Genomic DNA, 16956 nt, shown 5'->3' on the forward strand with positions numbered 1-16956 from the left:
AATGCTGAGTAACTTCCTGCTGCCGCCAAACTATGCGCTGCCGATTTCTGTTAACTCGCCGCTGTTCAATGTCCCCGGTGGCGGGCAACTGCTTCTCTGCAGCACGCATGATGCTTACCGGCTGCGCGAACATTATGGCTGCGCCACGCTGGAAGCGGTGCAGATGCAGATCAGCCTGCAGGAAGGAAAGCGTCTCGATATCTGGCAGTCTGAACTGGAAGCGGCACACATGAACGCCCATATCTTCGGCTGTGATGATTTCGACTCTTTCAAGGAGATCTGTGAATCGCTGATACTCGAGCGCATTGGCATCCTTCAGGTTAGTACGCAGCCCGGCCACTGCCGCATGCTTCTGGCAGGAAATTCTGATACCGCAACAATGACCATGCGCCTGCGTCCGCTATCTGAGCGACTTGGGGTGGATATCGCGGTCACCGCGCTTAAACCCTCTCCGAATCTTGCCGAACCCGGCCTGCTGCTGATGGATATGGACTCCACCCTGATCCAGTGCGAGTGCATCGATGAGATCGCCGACTTCATGGGCATCAAGGAGCAGGTAGCCGTCATCACCCAACTCTCCATGGAGGGGAAACTCGATTTCGCCGCCTCCTTTACCGAGCGCGTTAAGCTGCTCAAAGGGCTTGATGCCTCTGTGCTGCAGCGCGTACTTGATGAGCGCATAAGGCTCACCGATGGTGCCGAGGCCTTGATCCGAGGTTTGCAGGCGCACGGCTGGAAAACCGGGCTCGTCTCCGGGGGCTTCACCTTCTTCACCAGCCACTTCGAAAAGAAGCTGGGGCTGGATTTCTCCATGGGCAATGAACTGGAGATTGTCGATGGCAAACTGACTGGTGGCTTTATCGGCGATATCGTTGATGCCAACAGCAAACGCACAGCCCTGCTTTCCAAGGCCAAGGAGTGGGCCATCCCGATGTCACAGACCATCGCCATTGGTGACGGTGCCAACGACCTACCAATGATCGAAGTTGCAGGCATGGGCATCGCCTTCCACGCCAAACCGCGTGTGCGCGAACTGGCCCCCTACGCCCTCTCCTACGGCGGCCTGGATCGCGCCCTCGACCTTCTATGATTGCCTCCATCTTCAGGATCTGCTCATAAAGGAACCCTGTAATAGCCACTGAATTCGGATAACAGCACATAAGCCGAAGTTGCGCAGTGACGCAATTGCGCACACCCAGTCTATCAATTCAGAATCGTTTTGTACGTTGCCGCCATCAAAATCGCGGCGTCACTTCTCAGTCGTATCAAGGAGACAATTCAGATGAAAAAAATGATCGCAACTGCAGTAGTTGGCATGGGTATTGTCGGCGCTGTTACAACCGCGCAGGCAGAGAATCTTAACTTCTACACAGGCCTCGGACTTGGCGCCATCAGCGTCGACTACAAGGCTGTTGGCATTGACTAGAAAAAAGCCTCATTTGGTGGTTACGGTAAGTTTGGCGCGGACTTCAGTGAGTTCTTTGCTGCTGAAATGCGTATCGGCCTGACAGGCAAGGATAAGCAGACCTATGCAGGGGATACGGAACTCACATTTTCCAGCCCAACATTCGTCTCCTACCTAGCCAAGATCAAATACCCAGTTGCTTCCAACTTCGACGCTTTCATGCTTGTTGGCGGCACCACCGCCAAGATTAAAGGTAAATCAGTAAGTGCCGCCAGTTCGCTCACCCAGAGCAAGATAAAAACCGGAGCTAGCTTTGGCGCTGGCGTTGATTACAAGATCGATGACCAGATCTCCGTTGGTGCCGAATGGGTACAGGTGCAGGCAGCGTCTTCGCAGCCAACTCCGAGGCAAGAATGTGGGGGATTACTGGCACAGCGACCTACCACTTCTAAAAGAGGGGTAAAGCCACGAGCTGCTGCTCTAGAGACTCAGCGGCAAGAGCGCTGTTTAAAAGGTGCGGGGAGGCATAACGCCTCCCCGTTTTCATTTGCCCGTCGGTCGCCATCGCCCAGCTCGCCCTCCCTCAATTCTCTCTGATCACCTGGTTGCAAACATGAAAAAGGCAGCCGGATGGCTGCCTTTGCTAATTCACTGTTATCTTCTCGGAACGCCCGCTCCTGAGCAGAGGTTACAGTTCTGGATCAACCTTGCCGCTCTCAGCTGCTTCACCTTCAATACCGGCAAGCACCATCTGCTTTAGCGTCTGTTGATGCATGGCGCGATCAACGGCCTCATCCGCCCCCTGCACGATCCCTTCCACTACCGGCTCCAGCGGCAATCGCCAGGCGATCATGTCACTCACCTCATTACCTGCACGAACGGCATCGAGAATCTGTTTAACCTGCAGCGTCTCCATATCATGGGCAGGCACATAAGGTGCCGATGCTTCACTGGTGCTGAGAATGAGCTGACGATCATGCAGTTTACTCAACACCACTTCGAGCACATTCAAAGGCACACCCAGCCAGCGTGCCAGATCATCGAGATGCCAGCCTTTTTCGTTACGGTAGTAATGGCGGCCTATAAAGAACATCACCAGCAGAGAGAGCTTCTCTGTCACCTGAGCGCTTAACTCCAGCTGACCGCGGCGGCTTCCCAGATGTTCGGGATGCTGGCAGTAGAAGGCGATACTGGAGCCGAGCAGCAACACCAGCCAGCTGACAAACAGCCAGATCATAAACATGATCAGAATGGCAAAGCCGGAGTAGACAGCTGTGTAGTTGGCAGAATTAACAACAAAGCTTCCGAACACCCAGCCCGAAGCTTCCCAGGCAATACCTGCAACGGCTCCTCCAATCAGTGCAGGTCCCACCCGCACTTTGGTATTGGGCATAAAGATATAAACAAATGTAAAAGCAATGATCACCAGCACGAAGGGAACCAGGTTGCCGATGGTAGCCACAAACCAGCCGAGAACAGGTATCTCGGAGAGTCTCTGGATGATGGTGGAGCTCATCAGCGATGCCGTCATGCCGAGAGCGGAAAAAATAAGCAGTGGCCCGACCAGCACCACGCTCAGGTATTCACTGAAACGTTGCCCCATCGGTCTGGGCTGGGTTATATGCCATGTATAATTGAAGGATTTCTCGATCTTGTAGAGCAGTGACACAACGGTAAAAATCAGCATACCCAGCCCCAGAGATCCCAGCACGCCCACTTTGATATTTTCAACGAAACTGACAATCTGCCTGGCTATCTCAATACCCTTGTCACCGAGAGCCGACATGGTGTTCAGCAGAACCGGCTCAAGCTGGTTATGAACACCAAAACCTTTGAGTACGGAGAAAGTCAGTGCCAGAAGAGGCACCAGCGAGAGCAGTGTCGTGTAAACCAGACTCATCGCACGCAGGGTGAGCTGCCCATCGAGAAAGTCTCGCACTACGGCAAAGGTGACCTGCAGGGTACGGGCAAGCAGCACCTTCCAACCGGGGAACGACTCGATATCTTCCGGCCAGAGCATCTGCATGACGGCTGCTTTCAATTTCATCAGTTGATCGTAGATAACATCCACCTCGTTCTGTTTTCATCGTCTAAAATAATTATAGCCCATTATTGCATCAATTCCTGCCGACAGAGCTAATCAGTCGAGAAGATGAGAAACCACGCCATCGGCAAGCTTCGGCTCGAACCAAGTCGATTTCGGCGGCATCACTTCACCGGAGTCAGCTACGGCCATCAGATCATCCATTGAGGTCGGGAACATTGAAAAGGCAACGGCCATCTCGCCAGAGTCCACCCGCTTCTCAAGTTCTGAAAGACCACGAATACCACCAACAAAATCGATGCGCGGATCACGACGCGGATCGGAGATACCCAACAGAGGTTCGATCAGGTTGGCCGCCAGTAGCGATACATCCAGGCGTGCCACCGGATCATCCTGTGGAACCAGCTCTTCCCGGATGGTCAATGCATACCAAGAGCCATCCAGATACATGCCAAAACTAGCCGCACACTCAGGGTGAACCGGTTCATCGGCCATTTCGACATCGAAAGACTCCCCGATACGGGCGATCAGGCTGTTGGCATCCAGACCATTAAGGTCACGAACTACACGGTTGTAGTCTAGGATATACATCTGATCGTGCGGAAAAATAACACTGAGGAAGTAGTTGTACGCCTCATTCCCCGTGTGAGCAGGATTGGATGCTTTGCGGGCCGCGGCCACGCGTGAGGCAGCAGCTGAACGATGGTGACCATCAGCCACATAGAGTGCATCCATGGCTTCGAATGCGCTGGTGATGGCTGTAATCTGATCGGAATCGCGAATCACCCATAGGGTATGCTGAACGCCACTATCGGCAGTGACGTCCATGTCAGGGCTATTAGCCGCAACCTCGACAAGGATAGCGTCCACAACTGCATTGGCCCGGTAAACCAGAAACACAGGGCCGGTCTGCGCACTCAGGGCATCAATCTGGCGTACCCGGTCATCCTCTTTGACAGGACGGGTAAACTCATGCTTTTTGATGCGGCCTGCATCGTAAGCATCCACCGATGCGACGGCGGCAATGCCTGTCTGCACATGCTTACCCATTTTCAGCCGGTAGACGTAATAACACGGGGCTTCGCCCTGAACGAGCACATGCTCAGCCAGCATGCGGTTGAAGTTCTCGGCCGACTTCGTATAGACAGAAGCATCAAAGGGATCGGTATCCTCTGGCAGGTCGATCTCCGCCTTGGATACATGAAGAAAGCTCCAGGGTTTACCCACAGTTTGTGCCCTCGCCTCACTGCTGTTCAGTACATCATAGGGCGGCGCAATCACTGCATCGGCAAATTTGGCGGTAGGCCTCAGGCCTGCAAACGGGCGGATCAGGGACATGGGAAACTCCAGATTAATGTTGCAGGCATCAGCATAACGCCCGTACGGAAATCCTGATCCGAATGACCCGCAACGGCAAGCAGACAACCGCCACTCGTCTGGCTGTTGCAGTGAACGACTTCTGTTATCCATCGTGGAAAAACATTCCCCATATGGTATAAAACATGCTAATTTCTCAATCATGTCCGATTCACCGGTTGCCGCTCAGGAGAGCAACGCCTTTTCTACTCGCCATTGGGGAGTAACTTCCTATTTTCTCGCCACATTTCTGCCTGTTGCTCTGCTTATTACCGCCGCTGCTTACTCGATCTATACCATAGAGAAAAAGAGCCGCATTGATCTCCTGATAGAGCAGAACCAGAGCATGATTAAATTGCAGAAAGAGGTGATCGCTCAGGACTTTCGGCTGATCATTTCCGATATTCTCTTCCTCGCAAGCGAAACCGAGCTGCAGGAGGGGGTGAATGATTCTGACAACGAGCAGGTGCTCGACGCTACCCTCGAGCTACAGAGTTTCGTTCAGGCAAAAAAAATCTACGACCAGATCCGCCTGATCGACAACAACGGTATGGAGCGGATACGCATCAACTTTGATGGCACCAATGCGACCGTCGTACCGCAGGAGAAACTGCAATCAAAAGCGGACCGCTACTATTTCAGGGAAGCGTTAAAGCTGAAGAAGGGAGAGGTTTATATCTCTCCGCTTGATCTCAATATCGAGCTTGGAGAGATTGAGGTTCCCCATAAACCGATGATCCGTTTCGCAACACCACTGATGAATTCAGAAGGGCGGCGACTTGGTGTAATCATCGCCAACTATCTGGGACAGCAGATGCTCGACCACTTTATCAATATCCATGCCGAAAAGCCGGAGCTCTCCCATCTGCTCAACCGCGATGGATACTGGCTGCACAGCAACCCTCACGGACTTGAGTGGGGTTTCATGTTTGAAGGAAAAAAAGAGGTGCGTTTCCAGAGCAATCATGGCGAAGCTTGGCAGCAACTCGCTCTTAAGCAGAGCGGATATCTGAAGCTAGACAAAGGCATCTACTGTTTCACGAGCCTCAACCCTCTGCAGAAAATTATGCCGCATTACGATATCAGCAACAGTTTGGCGCTTGGTGAGTGGAAGATCGTCGCCTTTAATTCGGCCGCCGATCTCGACCTCATACTTGCCGAAACCAGATCCAAAATGCTTTTCTGGAGCCTGCTGTCATTGCCGTTCATCGCATTGATCTTCTGGTTTCTTGCCAGGGCTATCGTCAGCAAGAGAGTGGCTGAGGCATCTGCCCGCATGGCAGAGGCAAGGATGCACGAAGCGGTACGCATAGCGCTGGACAGCGTGATCACCATTGATCACCAAGGCCTTATCATTGAGTTCAACAAAATGGCGGAGCAGACCTTCGGCTACAGCGAAGCTGAGATCCTTGGCCAGTCCATTGCCGACACCATCATTCCGCTCCTACACCGTGAAGAACACCTGCGGGGCATGGAGAAACATCTACCAGGTGATCAGGCACCGATGCTTGGAAAACGGCTTGAAACTCTGGCTCTTCACAAGAATGGCCATGAGATCCCAATTGAACTCTCGATCACACCTGTTAAAACCGGCGAGAGCACCGTGTTCACTGCTTTCATTCGAGACCTGAGTGAGAGAAAGCAGAGTGAAGAGAAAATCCATAAGCTCTCACAGGCGATCGAACAGGCTGGGGAATCGATTATCATCACCGACCTAGAGGGAAGCATCGAGTATGTGAACCCTGCCTTCTGCTCCATTACCGGCTACAAACAGGAAGAGGTAGTTGGCAAGAACCCGAGAATCCTGAACAGCGGCCAACAGAACCTCCGCTTTTATCAGGAGATGTGGAAAACCATCAAAAATGGCGAGACATGGCAGGGAAGAATTATCGACAAACGCAAGGATGGCAGCCAGTTTCCTGCAATCCTGACTATCTCACCGATCACTTGCGAGTCCGGTGAAATCACCCATTTCATCGGCCTGCAGCAGAATCTTCAGGAGTACGAGGCGCTGGAGGAGCGCTTCCATCAGGCTCAGAAGATGGAGGCGCTCGGAACACTGGTGGGAGGCATCGCCCACGACTTCAACAATACGCTGGCAGGCATCACCGGCAACCTCTATCTCATCAAAAAACAGCTGGCCGACCGGCCGGAAATCCTTAAGAAATTAAACATAGTCGAAACTCTCTCTTTTCAGGCATCCGAGATGATCCGGCAGCTCATGGCATTCTCTCGCCGCAGCGTCATCAACATGGAGCAACTCTACCTCCCCTCTTTTCTCAAGGAGACAAGCAAAATTCACAAGGTATCCATTCCCGAGAACATCCATCTCAGCTACATTATCAGCAACGAATCGATGTATATCCAGGCCGATGTCAACCAGCTGCAACAGATGATGCTCAACCTCATCAATAATGCACGGGATGCCCTGGAAGGGGTTGAAAAGCCTGCAATCAGCATCGAACTGAAACGATTCACTGCTGACCCCTCATTCCTTGACCACCACCCGGGAACGGATGCAGTCGACTTTGCGCAGATATCTGTAAGCGACAACGGACATGGTATTGCCCAGGAGGATATCGACCACATATTCGAACCCTTTTTCACCACCAAGGAGGTGGGCAAAGGGACCGGACTTGGTCTCTCCATGGTCTATGGTTGCGTGCACTCCCATAAGGGCTTTATCGAAGCCAGCAGCAACAAACCCAATGGCACCCGTTTCGACATCTATATTCCACTGCTGGAGCCAGAAGTAGGTGCGCAGCATTTGCTGGGTGAACAAAGTATCTTGGTTGAAACCGGCGATGGCGAGACAGTCCTGCTGGTTGATGACGATCTGTCGCTGATCAGTACGGTGAGCGAGATTCTTGAAGGTCTTAACTACAATGTGCTCACGGCCAGCAACGGCCAGGAAGCCGTAGAAACCTTTATGATTCACCATCATGCGATAAAACTTCTTATTCTCGATGTCGTGATGCCAATCATGGGTGGCTACGATGCATTGCTGGAGATGCGCAAAATCAATCCTGCCATCAAATGCATATTCACGACCGGTTACGACAAAATGAAAGTGCTGCAAAGTCAGGATATGAGTGACAAGGAGACCGTGCTCGCCAAGCCTTATGAGGTGTCTGAACTAAGTCGCCTGATCCATGACAGGCTGAAGTAGTAACTAAAGCGTAGCTGTCAGTAGTTTTATCTCGCTCTCTGTAAAACCGGCCTGCTCTCTTGCATCGATATTAAACGGGCCGAACAGCCCCTTCGGATAGTGTTTATCGAGCAGCTCCAGAAAGAAAGGCACCGGCTCCAGCCCCCTCTGTTTGCAGAGGTAGTGGTACCAGCGATTGCCGATGGCCACATGACCAATTTCATCATGCAAAATGACATCAAGAATCGTGGCGGCATTCTCATCACCGGCCTGCCTGAGTTTCTCCTGAATACCCGGTGTGACATCGAGCCCCCGCGCTTCAAGCACACGCGGCACCAGCGCCATGCGAACCAGCACATCGTAGGCTGTTTTCTCGCACATCTCCCACAAACCACCGTGGGCAACATAATCACCGTAATCCGCCCCCAGATGGCGCAGGTGGGCGCGAATCAGATCGAAGTGATAAGCCTCTTCGGCGGCAACGCCAAGCCAGTCGGTGTAATACGCCTCAGGCATGCCGGAAAAGCGTTGCACGGCATCAAGCGCAAGATTAATCGCGTTGAACTCGATATGGGCGATCGCGTGCATCATGATCGCCCGCCCCTCTATAGTACCAAAACCGCGTCGCTTCACACGGCTTGCCTTTATTAGCTCGGGGTGCTCAGGCCTGCCCGGCTGGTCAACAGGTTCCGGATCACTCTCCCTGTCCAGTTTCAGGGCTCCTGCCTGCCACGAACGACTCAGATCCCGGACCCGAGCAAGCTTTTCATCCACATCGGCAAGCAGCAAACAGCAACGCGCACCATCCCTCAATTCATTCATCTCTTGAGCAACTCCGTTTCACACTCCAGCATATCGGCCTATGTCAGCATCATCACTCCACACAACGCCTCTGAACCGACGAGTCATCGCACTTGCTGCCCTGACGCAGGCGGTCTATCTGGTCGACTCTATTGCCCGCAAAGGACTGGCCGATGCCGAGGATAGCAGAGCATTAATCGAAAGTATTTTTATCGACAGCATGGAACATAAATCTCCGGCTGATCTGTACGGCGGCTTAAACCATCTGCGCACCGGCATCCGAATCAGCATTGAAGTCCTGCAGGGAAAACCCCTGCCTCAGGGTAAAGCGCTGTTGAGCTACAGTGCGGGCCTTCTCAGCATCGAACAGCGTCTGAGCAGAAATGCTGATATGCGCCGAAAACTGGCCGATGGCATGGCCCGCATCGATAAACAGAAACACTATTTCGGAAGCGCCACACATCCCAGCGTGATTGCTGCGATTGCCGATCTCTACGGGGAAACAATAAGCACCATGAAGCAACGGATCATCGTGCGCGGAAAATCGGAGTTTCTCAGCCAGAGCGATAATACGCATCGCGTACGAGTCCTTCTGATGGCTGGCCTGCGTGCAGCACATCTATGGCGCACCCATGGCGGTGGTCACATGACCCTGTTGTTCAGAAGAAAAGCCCTGCTGCGTGAACTGGAACTATTACAAAAGGCCATAACCCTGGATTAGCCCCTTTCGCATCCTGACTGCCCCCTTCCGATGGTAAGAATTCCTGCTATGATAGGACTTATAGATTCAAACAAGGGGGTCTTTTATGAAAAAAATACTTTTTTTATTTTCACTGCTTGCTTTCAGCCTGCCAGCCCATGCAGGACTTACAAGCGTTGAAGATAGAGCTCAGGAAGTCAGGGCACAGGTTGAAGGTAATAACAACTACCACGCAGAGCTTGCACGCCAGTTTGCAACTATCGCTGTGACAGAAAAAGGTGAACACGACACACAAACTGCACAGGAGTTCATTAAGATGGCTGAAGAGCATGCCGCTCAGGCTGGAGGTGCACAATGATGAAACGCGTTATGATTCTGACAGCATCTATGTCACTTGCTGCATGTGCATCCCATACCAATATCGAAATTGATCAGCTAACAGAGGCTCGAGCAGCCGTTGCTGCATCCAAGGCTGCAGGTGCCGAGCGCTGTGCACCCAAACTGCAGGCTGAGGCTGTAGCTTCACTCTACTGGGCAGCTCACGAATACTCAGAGCACGGCATTCATCCCGATGAGAACTCCTCACTGGCTGCAAAGGCAATTGCAAAAGCCAATGAAGCACGCACACAGGGTTCCAAAAACTGTGCGCCAGCTCCAAAACCAGCACCTAAAGTGGTTGAAGTCATTAAACTCGATGGCATCAACTTCGAGCTTAACAGCGCTGATTTGACTGCCACATCCACCGCCCGCCTTGATAAAGCCGTTGCCACACTAAACCGTCGCTCTGAGATCAATGTTGAAGTTGCCGCTCATACCGACAGCTCCGGCAGTGACAAGTACAATCAGGTACTCTCTGAGCGCCGTGCTGCCAGCGTGATGGACTATCTGGTATCTCATGGCATCAAGGCCGACAGGGTAAACTCTAAAGGCTATGGCGAATCGCAACCAATCGCTGACAACAGCAGCAGTGAAGGGCGCGCACAAAACCGTCGCGTTGAACTTCGCGTCATGAAATAAGCCACCCTTAACGGATCCGGTCTTTTAGTACGGGTCGCCATTGGCGGCCCGTATTTTTTTGCACTCCTATCATTACGGGCTAGAGTGCCACGCCCCAACAGGAGTCCCCCCAATGTTTCAGCTCTATTACGATCATGCCGCCAAAGCCAAGGACGATATTCTCTCCGGTCTTACCGTAGCCCTTGCGCTGGTTCCGGAAGCAGTTGCCTTTGCATTCGTTGCCGGCGTGCACCCGCTGGTTGGCCTTTATGCTGCATTCATGGTCGGCCTGATTACCTCATTGATCGGCGGACGCCCGGGCATGATCTCCGGTGCAACTGGAGCCCTTGCTGTGGTGATGGTGGCACTGGTTGCGCAGCACGGCATTGAATACCTTTTCGCCACCGTCGTGCTGATGGGTCTTATTCAGGTCGGTGCGGGACTGCTAAAGCTCGGAAAGTTCATCCGAATGGTGCCTTATCCGGTACTGCTCGGCTTCGTCAATGGCCTGGCCATCGTAATCTTCCTCGCCCAGCTCAAACAGTTCCAGTCTACTGACGGTTCATGGATGAGTGGCACCCCGCTTTATATTATGGGTGGCCTGATCCTGCTGACCATGCTGATCATGCACTTCCTGCCAAAACTCACCCGCGCCATTCCGTCAGGACTTGCCGCTATTATTGTCATTTCGATGATCGTGATCTTCATGGGGCTCGACACCAAATCTGTCGGTGACATTGCCAGCATCGGTGGCGGTTTCCCGCCATTCCATATCCCTGAGATTCCGTTTAACCTCGAAACCCTGCAGGTCATCCTCCCCTATGCCTTCATCCTCGCTGCCATCGGCCTGATCGAATCCCTGCTAACCATGAGTGTGATTGATGAGATGACCGACACCCGTGGCAAGGGCAACCGCGTCTGCATCGGTCAGGGCAGTGCCAACATCGTTACCGGTTTCTTCGGTGGCATGGGTGGCTGTGCGATGATCGGGCAGAGTATGATCAACATCTCCTCCGGTGGCCTGCGCAACCTCTCCGGCATTGCCGCAGCCCTCTTCCTGCTCAGCTTCATCCTCTTCGGCTCACCTCTGATTGAGATGATTCCTGTGGCAGCGCTTGTCGGCATCATGTTTATGGTGGTGATTGGAACATTTGAGTGGGGAACATTCAACATGCTCAACAAGGTCCCCCGCGAGGACTCCTTTATTACGATACTGGTTGCAGGTGTAACGGTGGCCACAGAGCTTGCGACTGCCGTGATCGTTGGTGTGATTGCCACCGCCCTGATCTTTGCCTGGAAGCAGGCGCGTCATGTTTACGCCGATGTAAAAATTGATGAACATGGCAGCAAGATCTATGTGATCCATGGCCCGCTCTTCTTCGCCTCGATTCATCGTTTCAATGAGCTCTTCGATATCAAAAATGACCCGGAAGATGTGATTGTCGATTTTGCCCACTCACGTGTGGCTGACCATTCTGCCATTGAGACAATTGATAACCTGGCTGAGAAATATATGAAAGAGGGTAAAACCCTGCATCTGCGTCACCTGAGTATCGAGTGTAAAGCACTGCTGGAAAATGCCGGTGATCTGGTTGAGATCAATATCAAGGAAGACCCGCACTACCACGTCGCCGACGATAAGCTGGCTTAGCCATAAGCTAAGGTGCTCAGACAATCATTGAGTGTCACTGTTCCTTTAGTCGTATATCTTCCTGATCAATCACGGATGCCTTACCGAAAAAGCACGATTAAAGACAAATCAGCTTAACCTGCAGGAACGATCTTCCCCTTTTTAATCCTGAAAATATCGAGCTGTTTCTGGCCAATGCCGGAATCATCAAAGCGCACATGCCCCGTGATGGCGGGAAACCCTTCGCTGTCGTGCAGCTCACGACTCAGCTCAGTATTTGAGAGCCCCAGACGACTGGTCATCACCGTGGCAATACGCATCGTATCATAGGCCAGCGCCATCAACTCCGATGTCCTGTCATTACCCCACACCTCACGATGCACAAAACGGAAACGGTGAAGCACCGCATCGTCCAGATCGCCCTGCAGATCAACGGATGTATTTGAAGCTGCAAAGCGAGCCCTTGAAAGGTAGCGGCCGCGGTCATCCATCAGGTGACCATCCTGCCAGCGACTACTGCCGTAAATCGGAATGTCGGAGATATCTGCATAAGCAAGCTGGCCTGCCAGCAGAGAGACCTGCTTTCCATCCAGTGCTAGATAGAGTGCATCAAAGCCGGCAGGCATGTGCATCTCCATATCCATTTTCGGCAGGAACAGGTGCAGGTCTTCATCCAGTTCGGCCAGAAGTTCTTCATCATCAGTCTCATGGCGAAGCTCTCTTAGCCTGCTGCGCTGATCCATCACGCGCCTATCTAGCTGCAGGGTATGCATCACCTCGCCACCAAGCGCCTCAAAGGATGAGGTAAACATCTCAGATTCCGTCTGATTTGCAGAGGTATCAGTAATCACCACCATGCGTCGGGCGTCATGCTGCCATGCGTAATCAGCCATCACATAAACCTGAGCCAATGGAGAAAGCGTATGTACAAAAAGCGCCTTCGACTGCTGCGCCAGGTCAATACGGCCGGTCAAACTAACCACGGGCAATCCCTGCTTAAGGTGCGGAATCAGTGCCTCGGTAGTTTCTGAGAGCAATGGTCCGATAATCAGATTTACCGACTCGTCAGCAAGCCGTTTATAGGCGATCACCGCCCTCTCACTGCTGGATTGCGTATCCTCCACGCGCAGGGTGATATAGGCGCCGCTGCCAACATCGGCAAGCGCAATACGAAGGCCATTAAGCGCCTCCTGCCCGTAACGTGCGTAACGGCCAGTCAGCGGCAACATGACACCGATCGTTGCAGCCCTTAACTCGCCGGATGCCCAAGCATTGAGTTGCGCTGCATTGGCATGATTTGGCATCGCCAGCGAAAGCAGTTCGGCAATACGACGCACTGCCTCGCGATCACCTGTCATAAGGCGGGCACGCCCAGCATGCAGGTCGAACAGCGGCATAAGCTCCGGTGATAGCGAACCATCGCGGTGAATCTGTTCGATTGTCTCCATTGAGGCACGACGGGCAGCCAATCGAAGCCAGCTGTCCCGACTGCCTGCATTGACCTCTGCCGCAACCAGGAACCAGCTCACTGCATCCCGCTCGGGAACATCCTGAGCTATCGGAGGTGCAAGATCGAAGATGGCATCAGCAAGCTCTCGGGTCAGGCGCTTGTCCTGCAGGGCCCACTTCATCCGTTCCAGTGCTCGTCCTGGCTCATCCTGAGCAAGCCACCATTTGGCTACCCAGTATGAGGCATAGGGAACCAGCGCATGGTTGGGATACTTATTCATCACCGCGTGCAGGGCCTCTGCAGAACCGGGCCGCTGGTTCTCAAGCATCAGCTGCACCTTGCGAAAGGATGCCTCTTCGCTAATCGGTGCTGCACCATCGCGGATCAGGCGGTCGAATTCGGCCAGTATGCGCTCAAGGTCTTCCCCGGCTCTAGCTTGCTGCATCAGCAGTTGGATTTCTGCAGCACTCTGAGGCGCATCAAGCAGCACCCTGGCAGAGAGTCTCTCCTTAACCAGGGATCCCGGCTGCTTCGGCTGACAACCACTCAGCAGCAGCAACGCACAGACCGTAGCCACTACTATTTTTATCCAACCAATAGGTGATGCCGCCATTGCAGCGTGAGGGTGAGAACGATAACGTATCCAATACATGGAATCGCAGCCTAAACATCAAACCCCCACTGGCCAACTTTTCGTCGTTGCCACACCGATCGGAAATCTTGGTGATATTACCTACCGTGCAGTAGAAACGCTGAAAAACGTTGATCTTATTGCCGCCGAGGACACCCGTACCAGCCGCAAACTGCTGCAACACTGCGGCATCAGCACACCGATGATAGCCGTTCACGAACACAACGAAGAGTACGCAGCCGGGAAATTGCTGCAGCGGCTGCAGCAGGGAGAGAGCATTGCACTGATCTCTGATGCAGGCACACCTCTGATCAGTGATCCGGGCTACCGACTGGTTCGCAAACTTCGCAGCGAAGGCATCCGCATCACCCCGATACCCGGGGCAAGTAGTGTTTTAACCGCACTATGCGCTGCGGGATTGCCTACCGACCACTTCCGTTTTGAAGGTTTTCTTCCCCGTAGTGGCGCATCCCGCTCAACAGCGATGCAGAGGGTGGCAGAATCTTCTGAAACCAATGTCATCCTCGAATCGCCACGTCGCCTGCTGAGTAGCCTGAAAAATCTTCAACCGTTGCTGGAAGAGGTGCGTGAGCTTGTTGTTGCACGCGAACTGACCAAGCTGCACGAGGAGTTTATATCTGGCACGGTGGCAGAACTGATTGCCCACTTCTCCGAGCATGCACCGCGTGGTGAGATCGTGCTGATTGTCGCCCCTTGCCTGCCGAAGGTGAGGGGGGAGATCCACGATGAGGATATCCATGCCCTGCTTGAAACTGCCGTGATGCAAGCCCTGCCACCCTCGGCCAGAGCCAAAAGTGTGGCCAAAGAGCTGGGCGTTTCCAAATCACGGGTTTATGACCTGATCACGGGGCAATGAGTACATCACAAGGGCGCAGCGGTGAAGAGATCGCAGCCCGATACCTCAGCCGCAGGGGCTTTAATATCATCGCTCGCAACATTCGCCTTGGTCGTGGAGAGCTCGATATCATCACCAGCTCCGATGAGCTCCTGCTGTTTGTCGAAGTCAAAGCGCACAAAACAAGAGGCTCGGGCCTGCTTGCTGTGAACGCGGATAAATGCGCCCGGCTCTACTCTGCTGCTGAAGCGTGGCTGGTCAAATACCCGCGATATGCAGGTTTGCAATGCCGCTTTGATTTAATCATCGTCACCCCTAGAATGGGCTTACCCAGCTGGGTGCCTGCGCGCATCGAGCATATGAAGGATATAATCAATTGAATAGAGATCTGATCAATCAGGCCATGACCGATGGCATCGAACTTCGCAAGCAGTGCATGGAAACATTGTCGCAGCCGCTGCTGGATGCGGCACAAGCGATTGTCGATTGCCTGCAGGGCGGCGGAAAAATTCTCGCCTGTGGCAATGGTGGTTCAGCGGCCGATGCCCAGCATTTTGCTGCCGAACTGGTCAACCGGTTTGAGATCAACCGGCGAGGGCTTGCAGCTATCGCTCTGACCCATGACGCCTCAGTGATCACCAGTATCGCCAATGACTTCTCGTTTGACCGTGTATTCTCCAGACAGGTGGAAGCACTGGGAAGACCCGGGGACCTTCTTCTTGCCATTTCCACCAGCGGCACCTCGAATAATGTCACAGCAGCAGCTGAAGCTGCCACCTCAGCCGGCATGCATACCATCGCCCTGACTGGTCGTGATGGCGGCGATCTGGGCCACAACAACAACATTAAAGTTCACATCAACATCCCTCACAACTCCACCCCTCGCATCCAGGAGATGCATATCACCTGCCTGCATATCATCTGCTCCCTTGTAGATCAGCACATGTTTGGAGAAACGCCATGACCATTAAACCTCTCTCATTCGCAAAAATGAAAACCACCCCCATCTCCAAGCGTGAAGTGGACAGTGAAGGTATGGATTTCGCAGCCCCTTATCAGGCTGGAAGCGGCTTTGAAAACTTTCTTTGCAGCCTTCCGAATCTGGGCTGTGCAGCAGACCTGTTTCACCTGCGTGATGCCATCGTCACCGCCTACCGCCACAAACATCAGGTCATCCTTGCATGCGGTGGCCATGTTCTTGATTCAGGCTTGGGGCCGCTGATCTGCCGACTGATTGAACAGCGTATTATCAGTGGGTTGGCGCTGACAGGCGCGGCACTGGAGCTCGATGTCGAGATAGCGATCATGGGGCAGACTGTGACTTCCAGAGAGCGTGAGTTGAACGACGGCCACTACTGCCTGACTGAGGAAACGGGTTGCCTGATCAACGATGCGATTAATTATGGTGCAACTGAAAACTGGGGTATCGGGAAAAGTGTCGGCAAGCGGCTCCTAGAGTCCGAATTCGAACACCTGAATCACTCTATTGTAGCTACGGCAGAGCGTTACGGTATACCTGTATCGGTGCATCCGGCAATCGGTGCCGATGCATTTGGCATGCACCCTGCTGCACACGGCGAGTCACTGGGCGCCTCCAGCTTTAGGGACTTCCGCTTGCTGGCTGGTATGCTGGCGGAATCCAGCCATGGTGTGATCCTCAATATTGCATCCAGTGTAATTATGCCACGCGTGCTACTGCAGGGACTCGATGCGGCACGTAATGTTGGCAAAACCATCGAGGGTCTTACAACAGCCGTAATCGATCCCGCCGCCTCGACTGCTGCGATTACCGATGTGGTAGAACGCCTGTCGCAACCGGATGGGCAGGGCTACTGGCTATCCGGTCCGGATGATATCCTTGTACCTCTTCTTTTCGCCTCCGTGATTGAAGCGCTGGGTGACGAGGTCATCTGACCAGACAACAACTCTCGCATGGACG

At 53.2% G+C, this 16956-nt stretch carries 16 protein-coding genes; 12 read left to right on the forward strand and 4 right to left on the reverse strand.

The genetic code is table 11. The annotated features are described in order from the left end of the window. Position 1: 1 nt before the first annotated feature. The 3 genes from serB to Ga0123461_RS12615 all read left to right on the forward strand — a co-directional run bounded on the left by serB (position 2) and on the right by Ga0123461_RS12615 (position 2002). A complete protein-coding gene (serB, locus tag Ga0123461_RS12605; protein WP_232710128.1) occupies positions 2–1090 on the forward strand; it encodes a phosphoserine phosphatase SerB in 1089 nt (362 codons plus the stop codon). 192 nt (positions 1091–1282) lie between these two features. Beyond that, positions 1283–1426 carry a hypothetical protein gene (locus Ga0123461_RS12610; RefSeq protein WP_232710132.1) on the forward strand — a complete coding sequence of 48 codons (144 nt, stop codon included), beginning with the start codon at positions 1283–1285 and terminating at the stop codon, positions 1424–1426. Between the two features lie 66 nt (positions 1427–1492). Further along, on the forward strand, positions 1493–2002 hold the full coding sequence (locus Ga0123461_RS12615) for an outer membrane protein (protein ID WP_232710134.1): 510 nt from the start codon (positions 1493–1495) through the stop codon (positions 2000–2002). A gap of 91 nt (positions 2003–2093) precedes the next feature. Here the strand turns inward: Ga0123461_RS12615 and Ga0123461_RS09640 are convergent, their stop codons facing one another. After that, entirely contained in the window at positions 2094–3452 is a 1359-nt protein-coding gene (locus Ga0123461_RS09640; protein ID WP_100278780.1) for a YihY/virulence factor BrkB family protein, read from the reverse strand. Positions 3453–3545: 93 nt separating this feature from the next. Then, on the reverse strand, positions 3546–4787 hold the full coding sequence (locus Ga0123461_RS09645; protein ID WP_100278137.1) for a DUF1015 domain-containing protein: 1242 nt from the start codon (positions 4785–4787) through the stop codon (positions 3546–3548). Positions 4788–4968: 181 nt separating this feature from the next. On the opposite strand from Ga0123461_RS09645, the gene Ga0123461_RS09650 reads away from it, so the two are divergent. Further along, positions 4969–7974 carry a PAS domain S-box protein gene (locus tag Ga0123461_RS09650; RefSeq protein ID WP_100278138.1) on the forward strand — a complete coding sequence of 1002 codons (3006 nt, stop codon included), beginning with the start codon at positions 4969–4971 and terminating at the stop codon, positions 7972–7974. A 3-nt stretch (positions 7975–7977) separates the two neighbouring features. Here the strand turns inward: Ga0123461_RS09650 and Ga0123461_RS09655 are convergent, their stop codons facing one another. Further along, a complete protein-coding gene (locus Ga0123461_RS09655; RefSeq protein WP_100278139.1) occupies positions 7978–8775 on the reverse strand; it encodes a ferritin-like domain-containing protein in 798 nt (265 codons plus the stop codon). Between the two features lie 40 nt (positions 8776–8815). On the opposite strand from Ga0123461_RS09655, the gene hflD reads away from it, so the two are divergent. From hflD to Ga0123461_RS09675, 4 genes are all read left to right on the forward strand, one after another. Beyond that, positions 8816–9475, forward strand: coding sequence for a high frequency lysogenization protein HflD (hflD, locus tag Ga0123461_RS09660; protein WP_100278140.1), 660 nt, complete (start codon positions 8816–8818; stop codon positions 9473–9475). Between the two features lie 85 nt (positions 9476–9560). Then, complete coding sequence (locus Ga0123461_RS09665) at positions 9561–9812, forward strand: hypothetical protein (protein ID WP_100278141.1); 252 nt, start codon at positions 9561–9563, stop codon at positions 9810–9812. Further along, positions 9809–10471, forward strand: coding sequence for an OmpA family protein (locus tag Ga0123461_RS09670; protein ID WP_100278142.1), 663 nt, complete (start codon positions 9809–9811; stop codon positions 10469–10471). Before Ga0123461_RS09665 ends, Ga0123461_RS09670 begins: the two co-directional genes overlap by 4 nt. Before the next feature lie 112 nt (positions 10472–10583). Then, the gene (locus Ga0123461_RS09675; protein WP_100278143.1) at positions 10584–12101 is read left to right on the forward strand and encodes a SulP family inorganic anion transporter; all 1518 of its coding nucleotides are present in this window, start codon (positions 10584–10586) and stop codon (positions 12099–12101) included. Between the two features lie 113 nt (positions 12102–12214). On the opposite strand, the gene Ga0123461_RS09680 is transcribed toward Ga0123461_RS09675, so the two are convergent. Beyond that, a complete protein-coding gene (locus tag Ga0123461_RS09680; protein ID WP_100278144.1) occupies positions 12215–14143 on the reverse strand; it encodes a penicillin-binding protein activator in 1929 nt (642 codons plus the stop codon). Between the two features lie 37 nt (positions 14144–14180). Here Ga0123461_RS09680 and rsmI point away from each other — a divergent pair, with 37 nt between their 5' ends. From rsmI to Ga0123461_RS09700, 4 genes are read left to right on the forward strand one after another with little or no spacing between them, the layout of a single operon-like run. Further along, the gene (gene rsmI, locus Ga0123461_RS09685) at positions 14181–15038 is read left to right on the forward strand and encodes a 16S rRNA (cytidine(1402)-2'-O)-methyltransferase (RefSeq protein WP_100278145.1); all 858 of its coding nucleotides are present in this window, start codon (positions 14181–14183) and stop codon (positions 15036–15038) included. Beyond that, positions 15035–15397, forward strand: a complete 363-nt coding sequence (locus tag Ga0123461_RS09690) for a YraN family protein (protein WP_100278146.1) — start codon at positions 15035–15037, stop codon at positions 15395–15397. Before rsmI ends, Ga0123461_RS09690 begins: the two co-directional genes overlap by 4 nt. 23 nt (positions 15398–15420) lie before the next feature. Continuing rightward, positions 15421–15981 (forward strand): D-sedoheptulose-7-phosphate isomerase, encoded by a 561-nt coding sequence (locus tag Ga0123461_RS09695; protein WP_100278781.1) that lies wholly within the window; start codon positions 15421–15423, stop codon positions 15979–15981. Further along, the gene (locus Ga0123461_RS09700) at positions 15978–16931 is read left to right on the forward strand and encodes a GSU2086 family protein (RefSeq protein ID WP_100278147.1); all 954 of its coding nucleotides are present in this window, start codon (positions 15978–15980) and stop codon (positions 16929–16931) included. The genes Ga0123461_RS09695 and Ga0123461_RS09700 overlap by 4 nt, the downstream gene beginning before the upstream one ends. The last annotated feature ends 25 nt before the right edge of the window (positions 16932–16956 follow it).

The organism is Mariprofundus aestuarium (assembly GCF_002795805.1).
Classification (GTDB): Bacteria; Pseudomonadota; Zetaproteobacteria; order Mariprofundales; family Mariprofundaceae; genus Mariprofundus; species Mariprofundus aestuarium.

What these genes read in the sequence shown, in the direction of transcription:
- serB (WP_232710128.1), top strand. Translation starts at nt 2, where the DNA reads ATGCTGAGTAACTTCCTGCTGCCGCCAAACTATGCGCTGCCGATTTCT.
- Ga0123461_RS12610 (WP_232710132.1), top strand. Translation starts at nt 1,283, where the DNA reads ATGAAAAAAATGATCGCAACTGCAGTAGTTGGCATGGGTATTGTCGGC.
- Ga0123461_RS09680 (WP_100278144.1), bottom strand. Translation starts at nt 14,143, where the DNA reads ATGGCGGCATCACCTATTGGTTGGATAAAAATAGTAGTGGCTACGGTC.
- Ga0123461_RS09650 (WP_100278138.1), top strand. Translation starts at nt 4,969, where the DNA reads ATGTCCGATTCACCGGTTGCCGCTCAGGAGAGCAACGCCTTTTCTACT.
- Ga0123461_RS09645 (WP_100278137.1), bottom strand. Translation starts at nt 4,787, where the DNA reads ATGTCCCTGATCCGCCCGTTTGCAGGCCTGAGGCCTACCGCCAAATTT.
- Ga0123461_RS09640 (WP_100278780.1), bottom strand. Translation starts at nt 3,452, where the DNA reads ATGAAATTGAAAGCAGCCGTCATGCAGATGCTCTGGCCGGAAGATATC.
- Ga0123461_RS09700 (WP_100278147.1), top strand. Translation starts at nt 15,978, where the DNA reads ATGACCATTAAACCTCTCTCATTCGCAAAAATGAAAACCACCCCCATC.
- Ga0123461_RS09695 (WP_100278781.1), top strand. Translation starts at nt 15,421, where the DNA reads ATGACCGATGGCATCGAACTTCGCAAGCAGTGCATGGAAACATTGTCG.
- Ga0123461_RS09665 (WP_100278141.1), top strand. Translation starts at nt 9,561, where the DNA reads ATGAAAAAAATACTTTTTTTATTTTCACTGCTTGCTTTCAGCCTGCCA.
- Ga0123461_RS09655 (WP_100278139.1), bottom strand. Translation starts at nt 8,775, where the DNA reads ATGAATGAATTGAGGGATGGTGCGCGTTGCTGTTTGCTGCTTGCCGAT.
- rsmI (WP_100278145.1), top strand. Translation starts at nt 14,181, where the DNA reads ATGGAATCGCAGCCTAAACATCAAACCCCCACTGGCCAACTTTTCGTC.
- hflD (WP_100278140.1), top strand. Translation starts at nt 8,816, where the DNA reads ATGTCAGCATCATCACTCCACACAACGCCTCTGAACCGACGAGTCATC.
- Ga0123461_RS12615 (WP_232710134.1), top strand. Translation starts at nt 1,493, where the DNA reads ATGCGTATCGGCCTGACAGGCAAGGATAAGCAGACCTATGCAGGGGAT.
- Ga0123461_RS09690 (WP_100278146.1), top strand. Translation starts at nt 15,035, where the DNA reads ATGAGTACATCACAAGGGCGCAGCGGTGAAGAGATCGCAGCCCGATAC.
- Ga0123461_RS09675 (WP_100278143.1), top strand. Translation starts at nt 10,584, where the DNA reads ATGTTTCAGCTCTATTACGATCATGCCGCCAAAGCCAAGGACGATATT.
- Ga0123461_RS09670 (WP_100278142.1), top strand. Translation starts at nt 9,809, where the DNA reads ATGATGAAACGCGTTATGATTCTGACAGCATCTATGTCACTTGCTGCA.